Origin of the sequence: Salinivibrio sp. PR919 (genome assembly GCF_001995355.1) — a bacterium.
GTDB lineage: Bacteria > Pseudomonadota > Gammaproteobacteria > Enterobacterales > Vibrionaceae > Salinivibrio > Salinivibrio proteolyticus.
Genome location: NZ_MUFL01000024.1, coordinates 1 through 20,206, shown reverse-complemented (window position 1 = coordinate 20,206; position 20,206 = coordinate 1). Strand labels below are relative to the sequence as shown.

The following is a 20,206-nucleotide window of genomic DNA, read 5'->3' as shown; positions in this document are numbered from 1 at the left end:
GCCCGTTTGGCAATAGACCAAAACGGGCGCGGCAGTGTTATCGCTGTCTCTATCCTGATGATAAAAGAGTCATATAGGGAAGAGCCTCCTTAGAAGTGGATATTCATCCCTACCCAGTAGCGACGCTCATCGCTGATGTAACCGTAGTCGTCATAGTCCAGCGATTTATCCAGCAGATTGTATATCGCCCCTTGCAACTCAATGGCATCGGTCAGTTGGTAGTTCGCCCCGGCATCCACCATGGTATACGCAGGTTCGATATTGCTGCGCGATGATGGGCCTGTTACCGGATCCATTTCTTTACCACGGTAAGTCACGCTCGCCCATGGGCTGAGTTTTTCGGTCGCTTGCCAGTTCACTTCACCATGCGCTAGCGATTTCGGGATTTGATTGAGTGGCTGCCCTTTATACTCACCGGTTTTTTGTTCCGAGTCGGTATAGGTGTAGCTGGCACTTACATCCACGGTATCACCGATGGGCACGAAAATACTCGCTTCCACCCCTTGGGTAACCGCTTCATCCACATTGACACGATAAGTTGGATCCGAGCCCCATTTGTTTGGTCCCGCAGTACATACGGTATCGGGGCACGTCACACGGGTGATCTTGTCTTTAAAGTCATTGTGGAACACACCAATCGATCCCGTGATGCCGTTATCCCCTTGATAGTTGAGGCTCAGCTCGGTATTCACGGATGTTTCAGGGTCAAGGTCGGGGTTACCGTAGATATTACCGCCACGGCTCACCTGGGCCCAGTTAGGCGTAATTTCGCGAAGCTGCGGAGACTTAAAGCCTGTCGCCACCCCACCTTTTACAATCCATTTATCAGTAACTTGATAAACCCCATACAGGCGAGGACTGGCGTGGTAATCGTAGTTTTCATCGTGATCGACTCGAAGCCCTAAAGTCACACTCAACGGCTCCAAGACGCGCCATTCGTCCTCAACAAAAATCGCTGATTGCGTATTATCGATACTGGTCTTGGTCGACGCTTGGTTGGAGGTAAAATCTTCCAACTTCGCATAGACAACAGAGCCACCCACCGTCAGGGTATGTGCCTCGAAATCACGCACTAAGCTGGTTTTAAATTCGGTATTTTCGATGGTCATTTCGCGGCTTTTATTCCGACTCTGTTCGTATTGCAAGTGGCTGTCAGACCATCCCCAGTCCCAATTCCCTTTGTGGCTGACCGCTATCGACTGACGCCGATATTCATTATTACTGTTCTCACAGCTGCCGCGACAAAGGCTATCGTCACTCGGTACGGAGCGGCCGACATGACCACGGCGATCTTGTGCGTTGACGCCGAGGTCAAGCTCCCAACGGTGCAAATCATTATGATCGTAAGTCAAAGTGGTGGATAAAGAGCGTAATGACTTATCTTCATAGCCGTACTGGATATCATCTTCTTGGCGCTGCGTGTTTTGACCCGTCAGTTTCAATCCAACTTTGTCACTTAACATGCCTGATAGGTAAAAGTTAGCGCTTTGCTCATCGCCCGATGCGCGGTTTTCTTGCATCACCGTACTCAACTGCACGTTACCGTGCCAATCTTGTTCACCACGGCGCGTAATAATGTTGATAACCCCCCCGATCGCATCCGAGCCATACAGGGTTGACATAGGGCCACGAATGACCTCAATACGTTCAATCGCTTGTAGCGGTGGCAACCACCCCTGCTCAATACCCGGGCCATCACTGTTAGGGCGTGTTTCACGGCTTGAAGTTCGTCGACCATCCACCAAAATCAGGGTGTATTTTGAGGCCATGCCGCGAATACTGATGTCCGTCGTATCACCACCGCCAGTCACCACCACACCCGGTACCCGTTTTAATGCGTCGGTCACATCACGATAGTAGCGCCCTTCTAACTGATCTCGGCTGATCACACTGATACTGGCAGGTGCTTTGGCTGTCACTTGCTCAAACCCAGAAGCGGTGATCACCATGGTTTCCGTGTTGGCTGCCTCAGCGGCAGAAAGTGAGGCTATCGGCATTCCCGCTAATACCATCCCAACCACAACGGGACGAAGACGACTAGACATATCTTACTCCATTATTTGATAATAATTATCATTTGATTAGTGAGAATTATTCATATTAGAGTAAGGAAACCCAGCCCTAAAACTGGAACAACTTGTTCCAGTTTTCGAACGTGAGACGAGTAAGGGTTTATTTCATCTTACTGATAAAAAAGAAAAATAGGATAAGGAAGTATGCAGGATCTTGCCGCTATCCGTGCGTTCGATGCCCTTTGCCGCCATCAAAGCTTGACCGCAGCGGCTGACGCACTTCACCAGCCCAAATCGACCATTAGTCGGCGACTGGCACAATTAGAAAGTGACCTTGGCCAAGCGTTAACCCAACGGCAGGGAAATCGCTTGGTACTCACTAAAGCCGGCGAAACCTTTTCGCGCTATTGCTCGCAAATTTTGGCCCTGGCAGAGGAAAGCCAAGAAGCCATTCACGGTCTGAATAATGAGCTAAAAGGGCCAATTGAAGTCATTTGCCATCCGGCGCTCATGCGTGGCTGGGCTGGCCCTTTACTGAATCATTTTTTAACCGAGCATCCCAAAGTGTCCATCACTTTAACCAGTGAGCTGAGTGCACAGCGTATCCAAGCGGCTGATATTGTTATCTGGGCCGACGATGTGATGGTCCCCACTAACTGTCGCACCCAAACACTGGGTCACTGGCACTACGGCATTTACGCCTCGCCCGCGTATGTGCAGGCACATGGTCCGTTTTCACACCCCTCCGCGTTGGATGATCACGCTTGGCTGGATGTATTTGCGCTCCGCCGACGTGGACTCACGCTGTTTCATTCCCATCAGCCTCCCTATCATTTGAGCGCGCTTCCCAGCCGGTTTAACTGCGATATGGTTGCGATTCAAATCGATGCCATTGCCAACGGACAAGGTGTGGGCCTACTACCTACATGGAATGCTGAAGGGTATCAGGCGCATCACCCAGACAAGATTATTCGCTGTTTGCCACAATGGCAGTCAGCCGCGATACCGATTCGATTATATAGCGCCTCAGGGAGGCTGCCTTTGCGCATAGATACACTGGTGGAGCGGTTTATCACTCGCGCTCCCAAAGCGTGGACAGAGGCTCAGATGGCCGATGATGTTATGCCTGCAGCCGTCGAATAACGCCTCATGGCGCAATCGTTTGCTATACCTAAATGCATGACGCTATGCATCAACTTGCTTGCGTTTGTCACAATTACGAATAGAATAGACGTCTAGAAGTTAAAACATCTGAGATGATCGGCGATCGATTTCGCCTCGTATCGTCGGTATCCTTGATAAACAATGAGAGTGTCACATGGCTAAGCACCTGTTTACTTCAGAGTCTGTCTCTGAAGGCCATCCAGATAAAATCGCAGACCAAATTTCAGATGCCGTTTTGGATGCAATTCTTGAGCAAGATCCAAGAGCGCGCGTTGCCTGCGAAACTTATGTAAAAACCGGCATGGTAATGGTCGGCGGCGAGATCACCACCTCAGCGTGGGTCGATATTGAAGAGCTGACACGCCAAACGGTTCGCGACATTGGCTATGTACACTCAGACATGGGCTTTGATGCCAACTCGTGCGCGGTTCTCAACACCATTGGTAAGCAGTCACCAGATATTAACCAAGGTGTTGACCGTGCCGATCCCAAAGATCAAGGCGCAGGCGACCAAGGCATTATGTTTGGTTACGCAACCAACGAAACCAATGTCCTTATGCCTGCCCCGATCACTTACTCGCACCGTTTGGTCGAGCGCCAAGCGCAAGCGCGTAAAGATGGCACCCTAGATTGGTTGCGTCCAGACGCTAAAAGTCAGGTCACTTTTGCGTACGACAACGGCAAGATCGTCGGCATCGACGCAGTTGTACTTTCTACTCAGCATTGCGACAGCGTCTCTACCGAAACTCTGCGTGAAGCGGTGATGGAAGAGATTATCAAGCCAGTTCTGCCCGCAGAATGGCTGACCAAAGAAACCAAATACTTCATCAACCCAACCGGTCGTTTCGTGATTGGTGGCCCAATGGGCGACTGTGGTCTTACTGGCCGTAAAATTATCGTCGATACCTACGGCGGTGCAGCCCGTCACGGTGGTGGTGCATTCTCCGGTAAAGATCCATCGAAAGTTGACCGCTCAGCCGCCTATGCGGCACGCTATGTGGCGAAAAACATTGTCGCTGCCGGTCTGGCGGACCGCTGTGAAATCCAATTGTCTTACGCGATTGGTGTCGCCGAGCCGACTTCTATCATGGTCGAAACCTTTGGTACCGAAAAAGTGGCCCCTGAAGTCATTATCAAGGCGGTGCGTGAAAACTTCGACTTGCGCCCATACGGTCTGCAGGAAATGCTAGATCTGCTACAACCGATTTATAAGCAAACCGCCGCATACGGTCACTTTGGTCGTGATATTTTCCCTTGGGAGAAAACCGACAAAGCCGAGCTATTGCGCGAATTTGCTAAACTTGGTTAACCTTGGGCTAACGCTCATTGTGCGCAAAGAAAGGAAGGGAAGCAGCGGCTTCCCTTTTTTTAATCACCCATGTGTTGTGACACATGTTAAATGACGCATGTTACATGACCCCAAGACGTTAACTCGAGTGAGGTAACGATTGCCATGCCCGCAGTCTCTGAACCACTGGCTGATGCCGTTTTTGAACGGGTACGCGAGTGCATTGACACCGCCAACCACCAGCTCGGTATTCAACTGACTTATCCCGACACTAGCCTGTCGCTGCGGGGACGTGCCGCCGGCACAGCGCATCCGACCCAATGGCGATTGCGTTTTAATCCCGTGCTGCTTCAACAGTCTCCTCATGTGTTTTTTGAGGAAGTGATCCCGCATGAAGTCTGTCACCTCGTCACCTTCGCATTGTATGGACGCGTTAAGCCTCACGGCTCACAATGGCGTACCTTGATGGAAACCGTGTTTCAGGCACCGGCCAACACCACCCATCAACTCGATATTACTGCCGTTCAAGGCAAAACGTTTGCCTATGCGTGCCATTGCGGGGAAGTGGCCTTGACCGTACGGCGCCACAATAAAGTGCGACGCGGTGAGGCGAGCTACCGATGTAAACGCTGTCACCAAACGCTGATGCCGGTATCCGCGGTACTATAATCGCGTTTTTCTCGTCTTGGTTTTTTTCGTGTCTGTCCCCATATCAACACAAGCCTCCCAGTCACMGAACAGCGTGTTACACTGGCAACTTATTGATCACGGAACTCAAGCATTATGCGTATTCCTCGAATTTATCACCCAGACCCTTTRCCATCACAAGGCGATGTGACGCTCACCGACGATGCGGCCAATCATATTGGTCGCGTATTGCGCATGCAGCCGGGCCAAGCCGTGCTGCTTTTTGATGGCAGTGGCGCTCAGTTTCCCGCCACTTTAAGCGATGTCACTAAAAAACAGGTGTCCGTGACCATCAGTGCACGAGACGATCACAGTGTGGAGTCGCCACTTGACCTCGAGCTTGGACAAGTGATCTCGCGCGGCGAGAAAATGGAGTTCACCATTCAAAAGTCGGTCGAACTGGGCGTCAATGTGATCACTCCGCTGATATCAGCACGGTGCGGCGTGAAGCTCAATGCAGAACGACTCGAGAAAAAACGCCAACAATGGCAAAAGATCGCCATTGGCGCCTGCGAACAAAGTGGCCGTAATCGCGTCCCAGAAGTTCGTCCTGTGATGATGTTGGAGGCGTGGAGCCAAGAAGCCTTTGCCGGACTGAAGCTCAACCTACACCCTCGCGCCCCGTATTCCATTAATACGCTGCCAGAGCGTCCATCGAAGCTACGCTTATTGATAGGCCCCGAAGGTGGATTGTCCGATGAAGAAATCGCCATGACGCGCGATTGTGACTTTAAAGAAATTTTACTCGGCCCCCGTGTATTGCGGACCGAAACCGCCGCACTGACGGCCATTACCGCTTTGCAGGTTCGTTTCGGTGATTTGGGCTAGTTGGCGAACAGGAGAATCAAGATGAAAATTGGTGTTGTGATGGATCCGATCTCGGCCATCAATGTAAAAAAAGATTCCACGTTTGCCATGATGTTGGCAGCACAAAAACGCGGTTGGGAAGTGCATTATATCAACATGGATGATATGTCGATGTTGCAAGGCGCGCCGTACGCGAAAACCCATCAAGTCTCGCTACAAGACAATCCGAACGATTGGTATCAAATTACCCACACTCAAACACAGCCACTGAGTGCGTTTGATGCCATTTTGATGCGTAAAGATCCCCCGTTTGATACCGAATATATTTATGCGACCTATATGCTAGAGCGTGCCGAGCAAGCGGGAGTATTGATTGTTAACAAACCGCAGAGCTTGCGCGATTGCAATGAAAAGCTTTATACCGCGTGGTTCCCAGAACACACTCCGACCACATTAGTGACCCGTCGTGCCGACGAGATCAAAGCATTCCAGGCCGAACATGGCGATGTGATTTTAAAACCGCTCGATGGCATGGGCGGCGCGTCTATCTTTCGGGTCAAACAAGGCGATCCGAACCTGTCAGTAATTATTGAAACCCTGACCGAGCACGGCAACCGTTTTTGCATGGCGCAAACCTTCGTGCCTGATATCAGCAATGGCGACAAACGTATCTTAGTGGTCGATGGTGAGCCGGTGCCGTACTGCTTGGCGCGTATTCCTGCCGATGGCGAAACACGTGGTAACCTTGCCGCTGGCGGACGTGGTGAAGCACGCCCCTTATCCCCGACCGATTGGGAGATTGCGCGCGCGGTTGCACCAACGCTTAAAGAGAAAGGCTTAATTTTTGTCGGCCTTGATGTCATTGGCGACAAGCTGACTGAAATCAACGTCACCAGCCCCACCTGCATCCGCGAAATTGATGCAGCGTATGATATATCGATTGGTGATTTGCTGATGGATGCCATTGCAACACGTTGCCAAGGGTAAGTCAGTGGGCGCATTTAATGCGCCTATTTTCACCTAACTTTGTTTTTTAGCGCATACTCAAAGTACGCGCCTCAACGGGAGAACGGCGATATGAATCTGAAAAATCATTTTTTAGTCGCAATGCCAAGCATGACCGATAGCCGTTTTCAACATGGTGTGATTTACGTGTGTGAGCATAACGATGACGGCGCGATGGGATTGATGATCAATCAGCCTATCAATATCTCGGTGGGCAAAATGCTCGACCAAATCGAGGTTGAGCGGCAGCTTCCGCTCTCACAAGCCAAAGATAGCCTAGCGCAACCCGTCCTGTTTGGCGGCCCAGTGTCGGAAGATCGCGGCTTTGTGCTCCACCGTGCAGATCGAAGCTTTGGCACGAGCATCCCACTGTCTGACGATCTTGCGGTTACTACCTCCAAAGACATACTGTCTATTTTGGGAACCGATGAGCAGCCCGACCAATTTATTGTCGCGCTCGGCTATGCCGGATGGGAGCCCGGGCAACTTGAGCTGGAGTTAGCCGAAAACAGCTGGTTAACCTTGGAAGCCGATCCCAAAGTGATTTTTGACACCCCCCTTAGTGAGCGTTGGCAAAAAGCCCTCGATCAACTGGGGATCAAGGCGGCGAATTTATCTTCAGAAATAGGACACGCATGACTTCACACACCGTGCTTGGGTTTGATTATGGCGTCAAAAGTATTGGCGTTGCGATCGGTCAATCGTTAACGGGAACCGCACGCCCTCTATGTGCATTAAAAGCCCGCGATGGGATCCCCAATTGGGAAGAGATCGCGTCATTACTCAAAGAATGGCAACCCGATGTTTTGGTGGTCGGGTTGCCACTTGACTTGAATGGTGAACCACTTGAGACCATTACCCCGCGCGCCCGCAAGTTTGCCAACCGTCTGCATGGACGTTTCGGTTATCCTGTCGAACTGCACGACGAACGTCTTTCCACTCGGGAGGCCCGTGCGGCATTGTTCGAACGTGGTGGCTATAAGGCACTGCAAAAAGGCGCGGTCGATGCACAATCTGCGGTGGTGATTATCGAAAGTTGGTTTGAACGCCAATACGCCGATTAATCCTGAGAACCCGCTCTTTCAATTCGTACATGATCCAGTGCGCAGCCCGGCGCACTGTGCTTGGCACCGGTTTTGATCATCAACTTCAATTCATTGGCCGAGTCAGCATGCCGCAGCGCCTCATCCTCACTGATACTCCCTTGCACATAAAGCGCATACAGTGATTGATCAAAGGTCTGCATACCAAAATGCTCCCCGCTCAACATGGCTTTTTTCAACGCGTGCAGTTCACCATTACGGATCAGCTCTGCCACATGCGCGTTATTAATCAATAGTTCAAAGGCACCATGCCGCCCAACTCCATTCACGCCCGGTACCAACTGTTGAGCGATGACACCTTTTAAGTTCATCGATAAATCAAATAAAAAGGTCTCTCGCTGTGCTTTAGGCATCAAGTGTAATGCTCGCTCTAGTGCTTGGTAAGCGTTATTCGCATGTAAAGTGGCCAAGCAAAGATGGCCCGTTTCCGCAAACTGAAGCGCGAAGTTCATGGTTTCTGGTGTGCGTATTTCACCAATCACCACCATATCTGGTGCTTGCCTGAGCGCATTTTTTAGCGCTGTTTGATAATCTTGGGTATCAATACCAATTTCGCGTTGACTGACAATGCATTGCTGATGCTCATGAACAAATTCGATTGGATCCTCAACCGTTAGGATATGGCCTTGGCCATAATGATTACGAAACCCCATCATCGCAGCCATGGTTGTCGACTTACCCGACCCCGTCGCCCCAACCACTAGCACCAAGCCTCGCTTTTGCATCGCAAGCTCTTCGAGCACCACTGGGGTGCCTAACGATGACAAACGCGGAATCTCGGTTTCTATCCGACGGATCACCATGCTGGGCATATCGCGCTGCCAGTAAGCACTGATCCGAAAACGCCCAACACTGCGTTTTACCGCAAAGTTCGCTTCTCGCGTGGTAATAAATTGCTGCTTTTGTTCCTCGTTCATCGCACTGTTCAACATGACGTTGATTGCCGCCAACGACAACGGCGAAGACAGAGGTTTTAAGCGTCCATCCACCCGTAACATCACAGGCGCATCCACAGAAATATACGCATCCGAGGCGGTGTGTTCTTGCATCGCCACCAGCACACTACTGAGTTTCATGCTTCCTCCTAAAGCGCACGTAATACGCGATCGCGTTGTTCAGGCGCGATCGTCCCTTGCCCGACTAAATCGGCCAGTGCTTGCTCCATGGTTTGCATCCCTTGATTGGAGCCGGTTTGAATCATCGACACCATTTGCGCCACCTTATCCTCACGGATGAGGTTACGAATCGCTGGGCTTGCGATCATGATTTCATGGGCGGCCACGCGCCCACCTTGCGCTGTTTTTATCAGTTGCTGAGACACGACCGCCCGCAGTGAGGCCGAAAGCATCGAGCGGACCAGCGGCTTATCACTGCCGGGAAAGACATCAATAATACGGTCGACTGTTTTCGCTGCGCTTGACGTATGCAAGGTGCCGAATACCAGGTGTCCGGTTTCCGCCGCCGTTAACGCCAAGCTAATGGTATCGAGATCACGCAGCTCTCCCACCAAAATCACATCCGGATCCTCACGCAACGCCGAACGCAGCGCTTGCTGAAACGATAAAGTATCGCGCTTCACTTCACGCTGATTAATCAAACTTTGTTGCGGGTGATGAATAAACTCAATCGGATCTTCAATGGTAAGAATATGTTTGGGCGCATGGCGATTAATATGATCAACCATGGCCGCCAGCGTGGTGGATTTCCCCGAGCCCGTCGGGCCGGTGACCAACACTAATCCGTTTGAGAGCCGAGCAAAATCCGCAAAAATCTCTGGTGCATGGAGGTCCGCCAAACTGGGGACTGTCTCGGGGATCACCCGAAATACCGCCGCGCAGCCGTGTTGCTGATGAAATGCATTAACCCGAAAGCGTCCCACAGACTGCATATGAAATGAAAAATCCACTTCCAACTGCGCTTGAAATTCACGCTGCTGGTTATCATTCATAACATCCAGGACCAATTGATTGACCTCTTGATGGCTCAACGCTGGCAAACTCAACTTGCGCACATCGCCATCTACCCGCACCATAGGCGCCACTCCCGCGGAAAGATGTAGATCTGACGCATTATGTTTTACACTAAAGGCCAATAGCTCAGTGATATCCATTCATTTTCCTCGCAGAATCAAGTATGTGTAGTATCAAGAAAAACATTGAACAGGTCATGGAACACATAGACCACGCGACGCAAAAATGCGGCCGACCCGAAGGTTCGGTGCAATTGCTTGCGGTGAGTAAAACCAAGCCCATCGAAGCCATCGCAGAAGCGTTGGCGGCAGGACAACACGCGTTTGGTGAAAACTACGTACAAGAAGGCGTGGAAAAAGTGCAGCATTTTGCTCAGCATGCCGCACATTCCGCATTGGAATGGCACTTTATTGGCCCCATTCAGTCCAACAAAACGCGTCAAATTGCCGAGCACTTTGATTGGGTACATTCTGTGGATCGCTTAAAAGTCGCCAAACGTTTGAGTGAGCAACGTCCCGCACATTTACCCGCCCTGAATGTATTGGTGCAAGTGAATAGCAGCGGGGAAACGTCAAAGTCAGGGGTCGCTTTTGAGGAGGCCGAAGCGCTGATTGAGGCAATCGCTCAGTTACCGAATCTCACCGTACGGGGTTTGATGTCGATTCCTCAACCTGAAACCGACTATATCCAACAATGTGCCGCCTTCACCCCTTTGGCTGACATGTTTTCAGCATTAAAAGCGAAATACGAGAGCGTCGATACGCTATCAATGGGGATGAGCGGCGACATGGAAGCAGCGATTGCATCCGGAAGCACCATGGTACGAATTGGGACAGCGGTATTTGGGGCACGAGAAAAACGCTAACGCACTGCGGGAAAAAGAAAATAGAACGACACGTGACGTGCTGGTTATCAGCATCAGGTACCACCAACAATAGGAACGTCATTCATGGAACATCGCGCACTGACTTTTATTGGCGCAGGGAACATGGCTCGCTCCATTATCGCGGGCTTAATTCAATCGGGCTATCCAGCCTCAGCGATTACGGCGGCGTCACCAAGTGCCTCGCCGAATAGCGGCTTGCAGGCCGAATGGGGTATTCAGACCACCGCCGATAATCTTGCCGCATGCCAAGGGGCAGAGGTGGTGGTATTGGCGGTCAAGCCACAGCTGATGGCGCAAGTGCTCGCCTCGCTGACCGACGTCGATTGGCAAAACAAATTAGTGATTTCGATCGCAGCAGGGATCCATGCCGATCGCCTGATGGCGATGGCAGGCACAACACTCAACCTCGTTCGCGTGATGCCCAATACTCCCTCTTTAGTCGGACAAGGGATGAGTGGCCTTTACGCCGTCCCTACCGTGTCGGATGAGGATCGTGATTATGCGGGCGCACTCATGCAAGCTGTCGGTGAGATCTGCTGGGTCAACCAAGAATCTGACATCAATGGCGTGATTGCGGCAGCCGGCAGCGCACCCGCGTATTTCTTCCGATTTATGGAAGCCATGCATCAAGAAGCGATGCAGCAAGGCTTTGACGACCACACCGCACGTCGTTTGGTGCAACAAGCGGCGCTTGGCGCTGCGCAAATGGTGGTAGCCAACCCAGATATCGGATTAGGCACTCTACGCGAACAGGTGACCTCCAAAGGAGGCACAACCGCTGAAGCATTGCGTGTGTTTGACGAAAACCGGATCGGTGATATTGTCGCGCAAGCCATGCAAGCGGCAGTTAGCCGTGCCGAACAAATGGAAAAAGAATTTTAATCACTAAGGCGACGATATGAATGCAATGACCTTTCTGATCAACACCGCGTTTGATCTTTACATCATGGTGGTGCTGTTGCGCGTTTGGCTACAATTAGCCCGTGCCGACTTCTATAATCCTTTCTCCCAGTTTGTGGTGAAAGCAACCCAGCCTGTTGTCGGACCGCTACGCCGTCTGATCCCATCACTGGGCAGCTTAGATCTCGCTACCGTGCTTTTTGGCTACCTGTTAATGGTCGCGAAGTTTGCCGTGCTCGATTTGGTGGCGGGTAATCCATTGACGCTAAGTGGTGGCATGTTTATTTTCTCCGCCATCGCACTCCTAAAAGCCGCTGGGAAACTGCTGTTCTGGGTGCTGATTCTGCGCGCCATTCTTAGCTGGGTCAGCCAAGGGAATAATCCGGTTGAATACGTGTTCCACCAACTGACTGAGCCCGTATGTGCGYCGGTACGTCGCGTGATCCCACCGATTGGCGGGCTCGATTTAAGCATCTTGGTGGTGTTTATTGCGTTACAGTTTATCAATATGCTGATTGGCGATTTTCTCGGCCCAGTGTGGTACGCGCTGTAATGCCCGTCCGTGTTGATACTGAGACAGGCGCAATCACATTGCGTCTGTACGTACAACCCAAAGCAAGCCGAGACCAGTGTCTGGGCCAACATGGCGATGCGCTTAAGATCGCCATCACAGCACCACCCACGGATGGCAAAGCCAATGCCCATTTATGCCGATGGCTTGCCAAGCAGTGTAAGATCGCAAAAAGCAATGTGACAGTGACCCACGGGTTAACAAATCGACACAAGCAAGTGCAGATTGAAGCCCCCCAACAGCTTCCTGATTGGCTAACCCCGTATCTTCCCCACTGATCACTCATCGTCAATTATCCGTATTCAGGCGAGGCGACTCGCACGACAACAAGGAAGAATTATGCGTACATTTACGGTAATGCTGGTCAGTTTTCTGAGTCTATTCTCGCTGTCAGCGTGGTCAGGGCAATACAAAGAGGTGGGTGAGCTCGAAGTGCACTACAACACGATCTCGACCACCTTTTTAACCCCTGAGATCGCAAAACAGTACGACATCACGCGAAGTGGCTACCGCGGACTAGTGAATATCGCCGTGCTTGATAAAATGCAGCTCGGCAAACCGGCGGTCAGTGCGACCTTGACAGGAAGCGTGAAAAACCTCGTTGGCAATAGCCGTGAGCTAGACTTCAAGGAAATACGTGAAGGTGAGGCGATTTACTACATCGCGACCTTTGCGGCTGACGATGAAGAAACGTATCAGTTTCATATCGAATTAAACGCCCAAGGCAACCGATCCGCCACCTTGGACTATCGCTACAAATTTTACGTTGATACCCCTTAATCGGGCTTTAAGCAAATAGGTACTATTCATGAACAAAGTTGTACTCGCCACCGGCAATGCTGGAAAAGTAAAAGAAATGGCTGGCTTACTCTGCGAGTTCGGTTTTGAGGTCTTGCCTCAGAGCGATTTTGCCGTCAAGGATGCCGATGAGACTGGAACCACGTTCATTGAAAATGCCATTATCAAAGCCCGTCATGCGGCAAAAATTACTGGCCTGCCTGCCATCGCAGACGACTCAGGTCTAGAAGTTGATTACCTCAACGGCGCGCCTGGAGTCTACTCTGCCCGTTATGCAGGTGAACAAGCGAGCGATAGCGACAATGTCGTCAAACTGCTAGACGCGATGCAAGACGTACCGGATGCGCAGCGTACCGCACGTTTTCACTGTGTGCTCGTATATATGCGTCATGCCAATGACCCTACTCCTCTGGTGTGCCATGGTGTGTGGGAAGGCAAAATTGCCCACACCCCTCAGGGTGACAATGGCTTTGGTTATGATCCTGTGTTCTTACCCCATGACCAACAGTGCGCCGCCGCAGAGATGCCCGCATCAGAGAAAAAACAGCGCTCCCATCGCGGCCAAGCGCTCAACCACTTATTCAATGCGTTAAAAGCGGCCCAGTAAGCATGATCCCTCTGAGTTTGTACGTACACATCCCGTGGTGTGTACAAAAATGCCCATACTGCGACTTTAACTCTCATGCGCAAAAAGGGGTGATCCCAGAGTCGGACTATATCAGTGCATTGCTCGATGACCTTGATACCGACTTGGCCGCTTATCCTTCTGTCGCTGAGCGACCACTGCATTCGATTTTTATTGGTGGTGGCACGCCAAGCTTGATGTCGGCCCCCGAAATTCAGCGCTTGCTGGATGGCATCAAAGCACGCCTAATGCCAAGCGCAAACATGGAAGTGACCATGGAAGCGAACCCCGGCACGGTGGAAGCCGATAAGTTCATTGGCTACCGTCAAGCGGGCGTCAATCGAATCTCTATTGGTGTACAAAGCTTTTCCGCCGATAAACTCGAGCGCTTAGGGCGTATTCATGGTCCGGGAGAGGCCGAACGTGCGGCTCAGCTCGCACACCAAGCCGGATTGGATAGCTTCAATCTCGATTTGATGCACGGCTTACCCAATCAATCGGAGCAAGAAGCGCTGGCGGATCTTGAAAAGGCCATTGCACTGAATCCACCGCATTTGTCTTGGTATCAGTTAACCATCGAGCCTAACACCCAGTTTTACTCCAAACCGCCTACGCTGCCAGAAGAAGATACCCTTTGGGATATTTTTGACAAAGGCCATCAATTGCTCACAGACGCCGGCTATGTGCAGTATGAAACCTCGGCCTACAGCCTTGAGAACAAGCAATGCCAGCACAATCTCAACTACTGGCGATTTGGCGACTATTTAGGGATTGGCTGCGGGGCTCATGGAAAACTGACATTGCCAGATCAAGGTCAAGCACGGGTGTTGCGCACAGTCAAAGTCAAGCATCCGCGCGGCTACCTCGACCCGGAAAAGGCCTACCTGACCGATAGTCAATGGGTCAAACCCACAGAGCTGGCCTTTGAGTTCTTTATGAATCGCTTCCGTTTATTGGAAGCTTGTCCCAAAGCTGAGTTTGTCCAGCGGACAGGCTTGCCGCTATCGACACTCGATGCGCCTATGGCAGAGGCAATTGAGCAAGGGTTAATCACAGACACCCGATCACACTGGCAAATCACGCCAAAGGGAAAATTATTCTTAAACGATCTGTTGGCGATTTTTTTAGCTGACGCAGACTAATCTGTCTATGGTAAGGTGCTCATAAATACGGCGGATCACCGATCCGCCTTAGTTTATCGAGGGCATCGCCCACCGACATTCAGCAAAAAAGGATACGCCTGTGAGCCCGTCATTTCGCGTCGAGCCCAAACACTGGACCCTGATTGCAGCGCTTATCGTTGCCACCTACGCGTGTTATCTGCTTATTGAGCCCTATATTGGCGCCATTGTGCTGGCCTTTATCGTCTCGCTATTGTTTTTTCCGGTGCATAACCGTATCGAGCAACGCTTGGGCGATCGCCCGAATACTGCCGCGGTGCTGTCCTGTGTGCTGCTAACCTTTATTATCATTATCCCGCTGACCTTAGTCGCCGCGGCCATCATCCAACAAGGTGTTAGCTTTTTTACTCAAAGTTATGACTGGTTGAATAATGGTGGCGCAAAATCCCTGATGAATAACCCACAAGTTCAGGGTGCGCTCCACTTTTTCAATCAATGGCTTCCGTTTGATTTGATAGACCCGCAAGAAACGGTGAAGAAACTCGCTGCTTGGATGTCATCATTCAGTGGGCAAATGTTAGAGTTCAGCTCCAAAGTACTGGGCGATGTGACCAACTTTTTTATCAATTTTATGCTGATGCTGTTTGTGCTCTTCTTTTTACTCCGAGATCACGAAAGCATCATTCAAACTCTGCGTCATGTGATCCCACTTTCTCGCAGCCAAGAAGACCAACTGCTCGATGAAGTCGAGAAAGTCGCCAAATCTGCCGTGTTAGGCTCATTTCTCACCGCACTCGCCCAAGGCGCAGCCGGTGGCTTAGCCATGTGGGCCGTGGGACTGCCCGCCCTATTCTGGGGAACCATGATGGCTTTCGCTTCCTTTATTCCCGTGGTGGGCACAGCACTTATCTGGCTGCCGACAGTGGTGTATTTAGCCATCACGGGCGAATGGCAATGGGCGCTAGGGCTATTGATATGGAGCGTGGTGGTGGTCGGCTCGATTGATAACCTGCTACGCCCGTTTTTGATGCAGGGGAACTCGGGGATGAATACCTTGCTCATCTTCTTCTCTTTGCTTGGCGGCCTGCACCTATTTGGATTGATGGGACTGATTTATGGCCCCATCATCTTCTCGCTCACCCTCGTCCTCTTTCGCATGTATGAAATTGAGTTCGAGCGTTTCCTCGACCGCCAAGACAATGCCTAACTTGGCATAGGTTGGCCTAGTGCGCGCTTTGTGGGACAATCCGCTCCCCAGCGCGCACCTAAGCGCGTCGATTGTCACGTCTGAATCACGTAAAGAGAACGATCATGAGTTTAACGGCCCCGAGTGAAATTGCGCAGCGCCACCTGACGCTATTTGAAAACAAACATGTTCTATTGGCAGGTGAGCTGGAAGATGACTTTGCTCGGCAACTCCTCGCACATGCAAAAAGTGTCTCTGWGTTTACCACGCATCACGGCTATGCAACGCGCATGGCCGATACGGGTGTCACTGTGCACGCAGGTGCTGAGTATAATGATGAGCAGCCGGTGGACCTTGTGCTCTTTTATTGGCCCAAATCGAAAGCAGAAGCTGACTTTCTTCTCGCGATGMTCACCCATCGCCTCGGCGCCAACGTCGACTGGATAGTGGTGGGTGAAAACCGTAGTGGCGTCAAAAGCATCGAAAAACGTTTTGCGCCTTATGGCCACGTCACCAAACAAGACTCTGCGCGCCGGTGCAGCCTGTATTACGGCGAGTGCACGTCCCCAGCGCCTCAGTTTGAGTTAGCGGCATGGTTTAATGATTACCCGTTGCAAATCGCAGAGATGGCCCTCACGATCCGAGCACTCCCCGGCGTATTTAGCCAAAAAAGTTTGGATGACGGGACCGCTTTACTGCTGAAAAACCTCCCCGCTATGGAAGGGGATGTAATTGACGTCGGTTGTGGCGCTGGTGTCATTGGCACCGCATTGCTGGCGAGCAACACCAAGCTCGCACTGACGTTTGTCGATGTGAATCACTTAGCCGTTGCCTCGACACAAGCGACCCTTGAGGCCAATGGACTCAAAGGTTCTGTGTTGGTTTCAGATATGCTAAGTGCCGTCAGTGGACAGCAGTTTGATGCCATTATCAGCAATCCCCCATTCCATGAAGGGCTAGAGACACATTATCACGCCACCGAGTCGTTACTGGAAAGCGCCCCTCGCTATCTGCGCCGTCGCGGCCAACTGGTGATCGTCGCCAATAGCTTCTTACGTTACCCACCGCTTATTGAAAAAGGGTTTGGTCAGTGCGATACCCTCRCGAAAACACGTCGATTCGCAGTTTATCATGCGCAAAAAGCGCGCTAGTTGCTGATAACACCATCAATCAGCGCACTAACACAGTTTTAAGGCTTGATACCTGACAGCAGGTCACAGTTTTAGCTCATCGGACGTGTTAGCGTTTACTCTCTCGCGGCTGCCTTTTGGCAGCCGCTTGTGATTCAAGCCCGCGTGATCAGGGAGAGGTACTCACAGCGTGCAAATGGATATGGGTTACTCGACGCGTCTTCAACGCCGCTTTATGTGGTGGTTTTTTAGCCTTAGCATTATTCCTGTGATAATTCTGACCGGTTACTTTACATGGAGTCAGTCACAGCTGTTGATCACCCAAGCCCACCAACAGCTGGAGAACGAACGAGATCGCTACTACTTCACCATCAAAGAATATTTTCATGATCAGGTGCGTGCCGTTGTTAACCTTGCAGACTCCGACTTGGCGATCAGTAGTGGTGGGCGCTTCTATGGCTTTCCGAATGCGTTCGCCCAATTAGGTGAAGACACGTCCCAAGCGCACCGACAGCTCATGCAAATCCTGCAGCAAAACGCAGGAACACACCTCAATACCAACAACCAGAACTATCATCGCCTTTATCGACAGTTTAACCGTCAATACCAATCATGGATGGCAAGGTATGAGTTCAATAATGTGGCGATGTTTGACCGAAACCAACACCTCGTTTTTGCCGTCAAAGCCACGCCACAGTTGCTCGCGGATACCAGACTACGCCAAGCTGTCACCCAATTATTAGATGCCCCGCCTAAGCGGCGCCCTAAGTGGGTACGCACTCACTTTGCTCCCCAAGGCTCACGCACCATGCAAGCATGGTATCTCGCCCCGATACTGAAAAGCGGTCAGATCCAAAGTATCCTTGCCGTAAGTACCACGACGGATAACTTATCCGCCATGCTTCGCCAGCTTCAACGCCCTCACTCAGCCTTATGGCTTATTGATCAATCGCATCAGTCCTTACTCAGTGGCTGGGTACCCCGCTCAAGTCATGCCAAACTCGCTGTTTCCCCTCCCCAAGCGGCAATTATAAAAAGCTTGGAGGGTCAACAAGGAGTATTGTCACCCAGCGACTATGCATTGATGCCACAACTGACCGCTTATCGTCCCGTCAGCATCGGCAACACATCTTGGGCACTGATAACTTGCACCCCCAAGCAAAGCGCGTATCAGCCGCTTTATCGACTGTATTCAATCAGTGTGGCCTTGGTGATAGTCCTGATTGTATTACTGCTATTTATTGGGCACTGGCTCTCCCATCGTCTTGCTCTCCCTATGTTGCAACTGACTTGGTGCGCCGAACAATTTGCAGCCGGTGAGCTTGACTATCCAGTGACGCATCGGCAACGCCAAGATGAAATCGGACGGCTTGCCACGGCCTTATCGCACCTGCAACACCGCTTAAAAGCGACGTGCTTTTCAACATCATCTCCCTCACCCAGTGAGCACACGCCTGCAATGCAGTCAGACAGCTTACATCACAGCTTAGTCATCGCGATGAACCTCGCGTTAGAGGCATGGGGCGGTGATAAAGTTGGTTTGGCCGAGCAAAGTGGTCTATGGCGCGTCTATTCCGACAAAGGTAGCCTGCAAACAAGAACCTTGGATAAATACCTGCACCTTGAAACGGTTCCCAAAACGCCACGTTGGCGGAATGTGGTACGTAGTCTCGATTTCGTTCTCCAGCATACGGACAGACAATCGCCGTACTACCAACCCTTAAAACAGGCCCAACAAGAAATCCAACATTGGATTACCGACCGTCGTTAACGTTGTCATTGAGAGTCCGCGGCCTTATAGTGGCTCAAACCCTTAATCGCTAGGTCGTAATGGCGCTTTCACTTCCTCAATTGCGAGTGTTTTTAACTATCGTGCAAGAGGGCACGATCACCGCCGCCGCCAAGAAACTGTTTCTCAGTAAACCAGCGGTCAGCATGGCGCTTGCCGAGTTAGAAAGTCAGCTCGGTTACCCCTTGTTTGATCGACGCGGCAACCGACTCCACCTTAATGACCAAGGTGCTGCGCTGATCCCTAAAGCAGATGAATTGCTGACCCGTAGCGATGAGATTAGCGCAGCACTGAAAGACGACAGCCAGTTGATTGGCTGCCTACGTTTAGGGGGAAGCGATACGGTGGGCAACCAGCTTTTGCCGGCACTGATCGGCGATTTTCGTCATGCAACCGCGCATCAACAACAAACATTAGTGATTGCAAACAGCCAAGAGATCATCGCTCGTCTGCAACATTTCGAGCTGGATATCGGATTAATAGAAGGTGAAATCCAACATCCTGATTTACTGCAAACGCCTTGGCTAAGTGATCAGATGGCAGTGGTGTGTCACCCTGATCACCCACTTGTCAGTCAAGCGCCGTTAAGTGTTGGGGATCTAGACAATCAAACTTGGCTGATCCGCGAATCTGGCTCAGGCACACGCGAGCACTTTCTCTCACGCCTTGCTCCTCGCTTCGAGCGCTGGCACCTTTCTTTCGAGCYTAATACCACAGAAGCGATTTTAAACGCAGCGAGTGCCGGGTTAGGCTTGGCATATCTATCTAAGCTCTCCGCGCAACACGCCATTGCCGACGGTCGAGTCGTTGCCCTCGAACTCCCTCTGCTATTATCCCGGCGCTATTGGCTCGTGCGTCACAAAGATAAATACCAGTCAGGTTTACTCACCCGCTTCTGGGATTTTTGCTTACACTGGCAACCTCAATCCCATTCTTCTACTTAACCAGCAATCACCCAAGCGACAGATACAAAAAAGCCCCGACCGTCAGGTCAGGGCTTGATGTTTTCTCATCAAAGTCTTACGCATATCCGCTTTGATGCTTAAATTTTTGCTAACTAAAGCCCAACATTAAGCTCTAATTAGATTATCTTGTTTGATGCGATGAGGATGTTGAATCGAGACGCGCAGTGTATGCCAATACATGAGCATCGCAGATATCAAC

The 20,206-nt window shown here is 51.2% G+C and carries 21 protein-coding genes; 18 read left to right on the top strand and 3 right to left on the bottom strand.

The genetic code is table 11. The features are described 5' to 3' along the window. Window positions 1-89: 89 nt before the first annotated feature. Window positions 90-2,045 carry a ligand-gated channel protein gene (locus BZG83_RS06600; protein ID WP_077479846.1) on the bottom strand — a complete coding sequence of 652 codons (1,956 nt, stop codon included), beginning with the start codon at window positions 2,043-2,045 and terminating at the stop codon, window positions 90-92. Between the two features lie 171 nt (window positions 2,046-2,216). Between BZG83_RS06600 and BZG83_RS06595 the strand changes: the two genes are divergently transcribed. The 7 genes from BZG83_RS06595 to ruvX all read left to right on the top strand — a co-directional run bounded on the left by BZG83_RS06595 (window position 2,217) and on the right by ruvX (window position 8,027). After that, the gene (locus tag BZG83_RS06595; protein ID WP_077479845.1) at window positions 2,217-3,155 is read left to right on the top strand and encodes a LysR family transcriptional regulator; all 939 of its coding nucleotides are present in this window, start codon (window positions 2,217-2,219) and stop codon (window positions 3,153-3,155) included. A gap of 175 nt (window positions 3,156-3,330) precedes the next feature. Further along, window positions 3,331-4,485: a methionine adenosyltransferase gene (gene metK / locus BZG83_RS06590; protein WP_077479844.1), complete on the top strand. Its 1,155-nt coding sequence runs from the start codon at window positions 3,331-3,333 to the stop codon at window positions 4,483-4,485. A gap of 144 nt (window positions 4,486-4,629) precedes the next feature. Then, window positions 4,630-5,133, top strand: a complete 504-nt coding sequence (locus BZG83_RS06585) for a SprT family zinc-dependent metalloprotease (protein WP_077479843.1) — start codon at window positions 4,630-4,632, stop codon at window positions 5,131-5,133. Between the two features lie 114 nt (window positions 5,134-5,247). Then, complete coding sequence (gene rsmE, locus BZG83_RS16885) at window positions 5,248-5,979, top strand: 16S rRNA (uracil(1498)-N(3))-methyltransferase (protein WP_069591180.1); 732 nt, start codon at window positions 5,248-5,250, stop codon at window positions 5,977-5,979. 21 nt (window positions 5,980-6,000) lie between these two features. Beyond that, complete coding sequence (gene gshB / locus BZG83_RS16880) at window positions 6,001-6,945, top strand: glutathione synthase (protein ID WP_077479842.1); 945 nt, start codon at window positions 6,001-6,003, stop codon at window positions 6,943-6,945. Window positions 6,946-7,035: 90 nt separating this feature from the next. Beyond that, window positions 7,036-7,602 (top strand): YqgE/AlgH family protein, encoded by a 567-nt coding sequence (locus BZG83_RS06570; RefSeq protein ID WP_077479841.1) that lies wholly within the window; start codon window positions 7,036-7,038, stop codon window positions 7,600-7,602. Then, window positions 7,599-8,027, top strand: a complete 429-nt coding sequence (gene ruvX, locus BZG83_RS06565) for a Holliday junction resolvase RuvX (protein WP_069591176.1) — start codon at window positions 7,599-7,601, stop codon at window positions 8,025-8,027. Before BZG83_RS06570 ends, ruvX begins: the two co-directional genes overlap by 4 nt. Here the strand turns inward: ruvX and BZG83_RS06560 are convergent. Both BZG83_RS06560 and BZG83_RS06555 read right to left on the bottom strand, forming a co-directional pair. Further along, window positions 8,024-9,142: a PilT/PilU family type 4a pilus ATPase gene (locus BZG83_RS06560; protein ID WP_077479840.1), complete on the bottom strand. Its 1,119-nt coding sequence runs from the start codon at window positions 9,140-9,142 to the stop codon at window positions 8,024-8,026. The genes ruvX and BZG83_RS06560 overlap by 4 nt on opposite strands. A gap of 8 nt (window positions 9,143-9,150) precedes the next feature. After that, window positions 9,151-10,176: a type IV pilus twitching motility protein PilT gene (locus BZG83_RS06555; protein WP_069591174.1), complete on the bottom strand. Its 1,026-nt coding sequence runs from the start codon at window positions 10,174-10,176 to the stop codon at window positions 9,151-9,153. Between the two features lie 23 nt (window positions 10,177-10,199). Between BZG83_RS06555 and BZG83_RS06550 the strand changes: the two genes are divergently transcribed. The 11 genes from BZG83_RS06550 (at window position 10,200) to BZG83_RS06500 (ending at window position 19,986) form a co-directional block, all read left to right on the top strand. Beyond that, window positions 10,200-10,901 carry a YggS family pyridoxal phosphate-dependent enzyme gene (locus BZG83_RS06550; protein WP_077479839.1) on the top strand — a complete coding sequence of 234 codons (702 nt, stop codon included), beginning with the start codon at window positions 10,200-10,202 and terminating at the stop codon, window positions 10,899-10,901. 84 nt (window positions 10,902-10,985) lie between these two features. After that, a complete protein-coding gene (proC, locus tag BZG83_RS06545) occupies window positions 10,986-11,804 on the top strand; it encodes a pyrroline-5-carboxylate reductase (protein WP_077479838.1) in 819 nt (272 codons plus the stop codon). 16 nt (window positions 11,805-11,820) lie between these two features. After that, entirely contained in the window at window positions 11,821-12,375 is a 555-nt protein-coding gene (locus tag BZG83_RS06540) for a YggT family protein (protein WP_077479837.1), read from the top strand. Then, entirely contained in the window at window positions 12,375-12,671 is a 297-nt protein-coding gene (locus BZG83_RS06535; protein WP_077479836.1) for a DUF167 family protein, read from the top strand. The genes BZG83_RS06540 and BZG83_RS06535 overlap by 1 nt, the downstream gene beginning before the upstream one ends. Before the next feature lie 61 nt (window positions 12,672-12,732). Further along, window positions 12,733-13,173, top strand: coding sequence for a DUF4426 domain-containing protein (locus tag BZG83_RS06530; protein ID WP_069591168.1), 441 nt, complete (start codon window positions 12,733-12,735; stop codon window positions 13,171-13,173). Window positions 13,174-13,201: 28 nt separating this feature from the next. Next, the gene (gene rdgB, locus BZG83_RS06525) at window positions 13,202-13,798 is read left to right on the top strand and encodes an RdgB/HAM1 family non-canonical purine NTP pyrophosphatase (protein ID WP_077479835.1); all 597 of its coding nucleotides are present in this window, start codon (window positions 13,202-13,204) and stop codon (window positions 13,796-13,798) included. Window positions 13,799-13,800: 2 nt separating this feature from the next. Continuing rightward, window positions 13,801-14,958 (top strand): radical SAM family heme chaperone HemW, encoded by a 1,158-nt coding sequence (gene hemW, locus BZG83_RS06520; protein ID WP_077479834.1) that lies wholly within the window; start codon window positions 13,801-13,803, stop codon window positions 14,956-14,958. A 100-nt stretch (window positions 14,959-15,058) separates the two neighbouring features. Then, window positions 15,059-16,144, top strand: a complete 1,086-nt coding sequence (locus BZG83_RS06515) for an AI-2E family transporter (RefSeq protein ID WP_077457424.1) — start codon at window positions 15,059-15,061, stop codon at window positions 16,142-16,144. Window positions 16,145-16,248: 104 nt separating this feature from the next. Then, window positions 16,249-17,274 (top strand): 16S rRNA (guanine(1207)-N(2))-methyltransferase RsmC, encoded by a 1,026-nt coding sequence (gene rsmC, locus BZG83_RS06510; RefSeq protein WP_077479833.1) that lies wholly within the window; start codon window positions 16,249-16,251, stop codon window positions 17,272-17,274. A gap of 181 nt (window positions 17,275-17,455) precedes the next feature. Further along, window positions 17,456-19,024, top strand: coding sequence for a HAMP domain-containing protein (locus BZG83_RS06505; RefSeq protein ID WP_158011460.1), 1,569 nt, complete (start codon window positions 17,456-17,458; stop codon window positions 19,022-19,024). A 59-nt stretch (window positions 19,025-19,083) separates the two neighbouring features. Then, window positions 19,084-19,986, top strand: coding sequence for a LysR substrate-binding domain-containing protein (locus BZG83_RS06500; RefSeq protein WP_077479831.1), 903 nt, complete (start codon window positions 19,084-19,086; stop codon window positions 19,984-19,986). The last annotated feature ends 220 nt before the right edge of the window (window positions 19,987-20,206 follow it).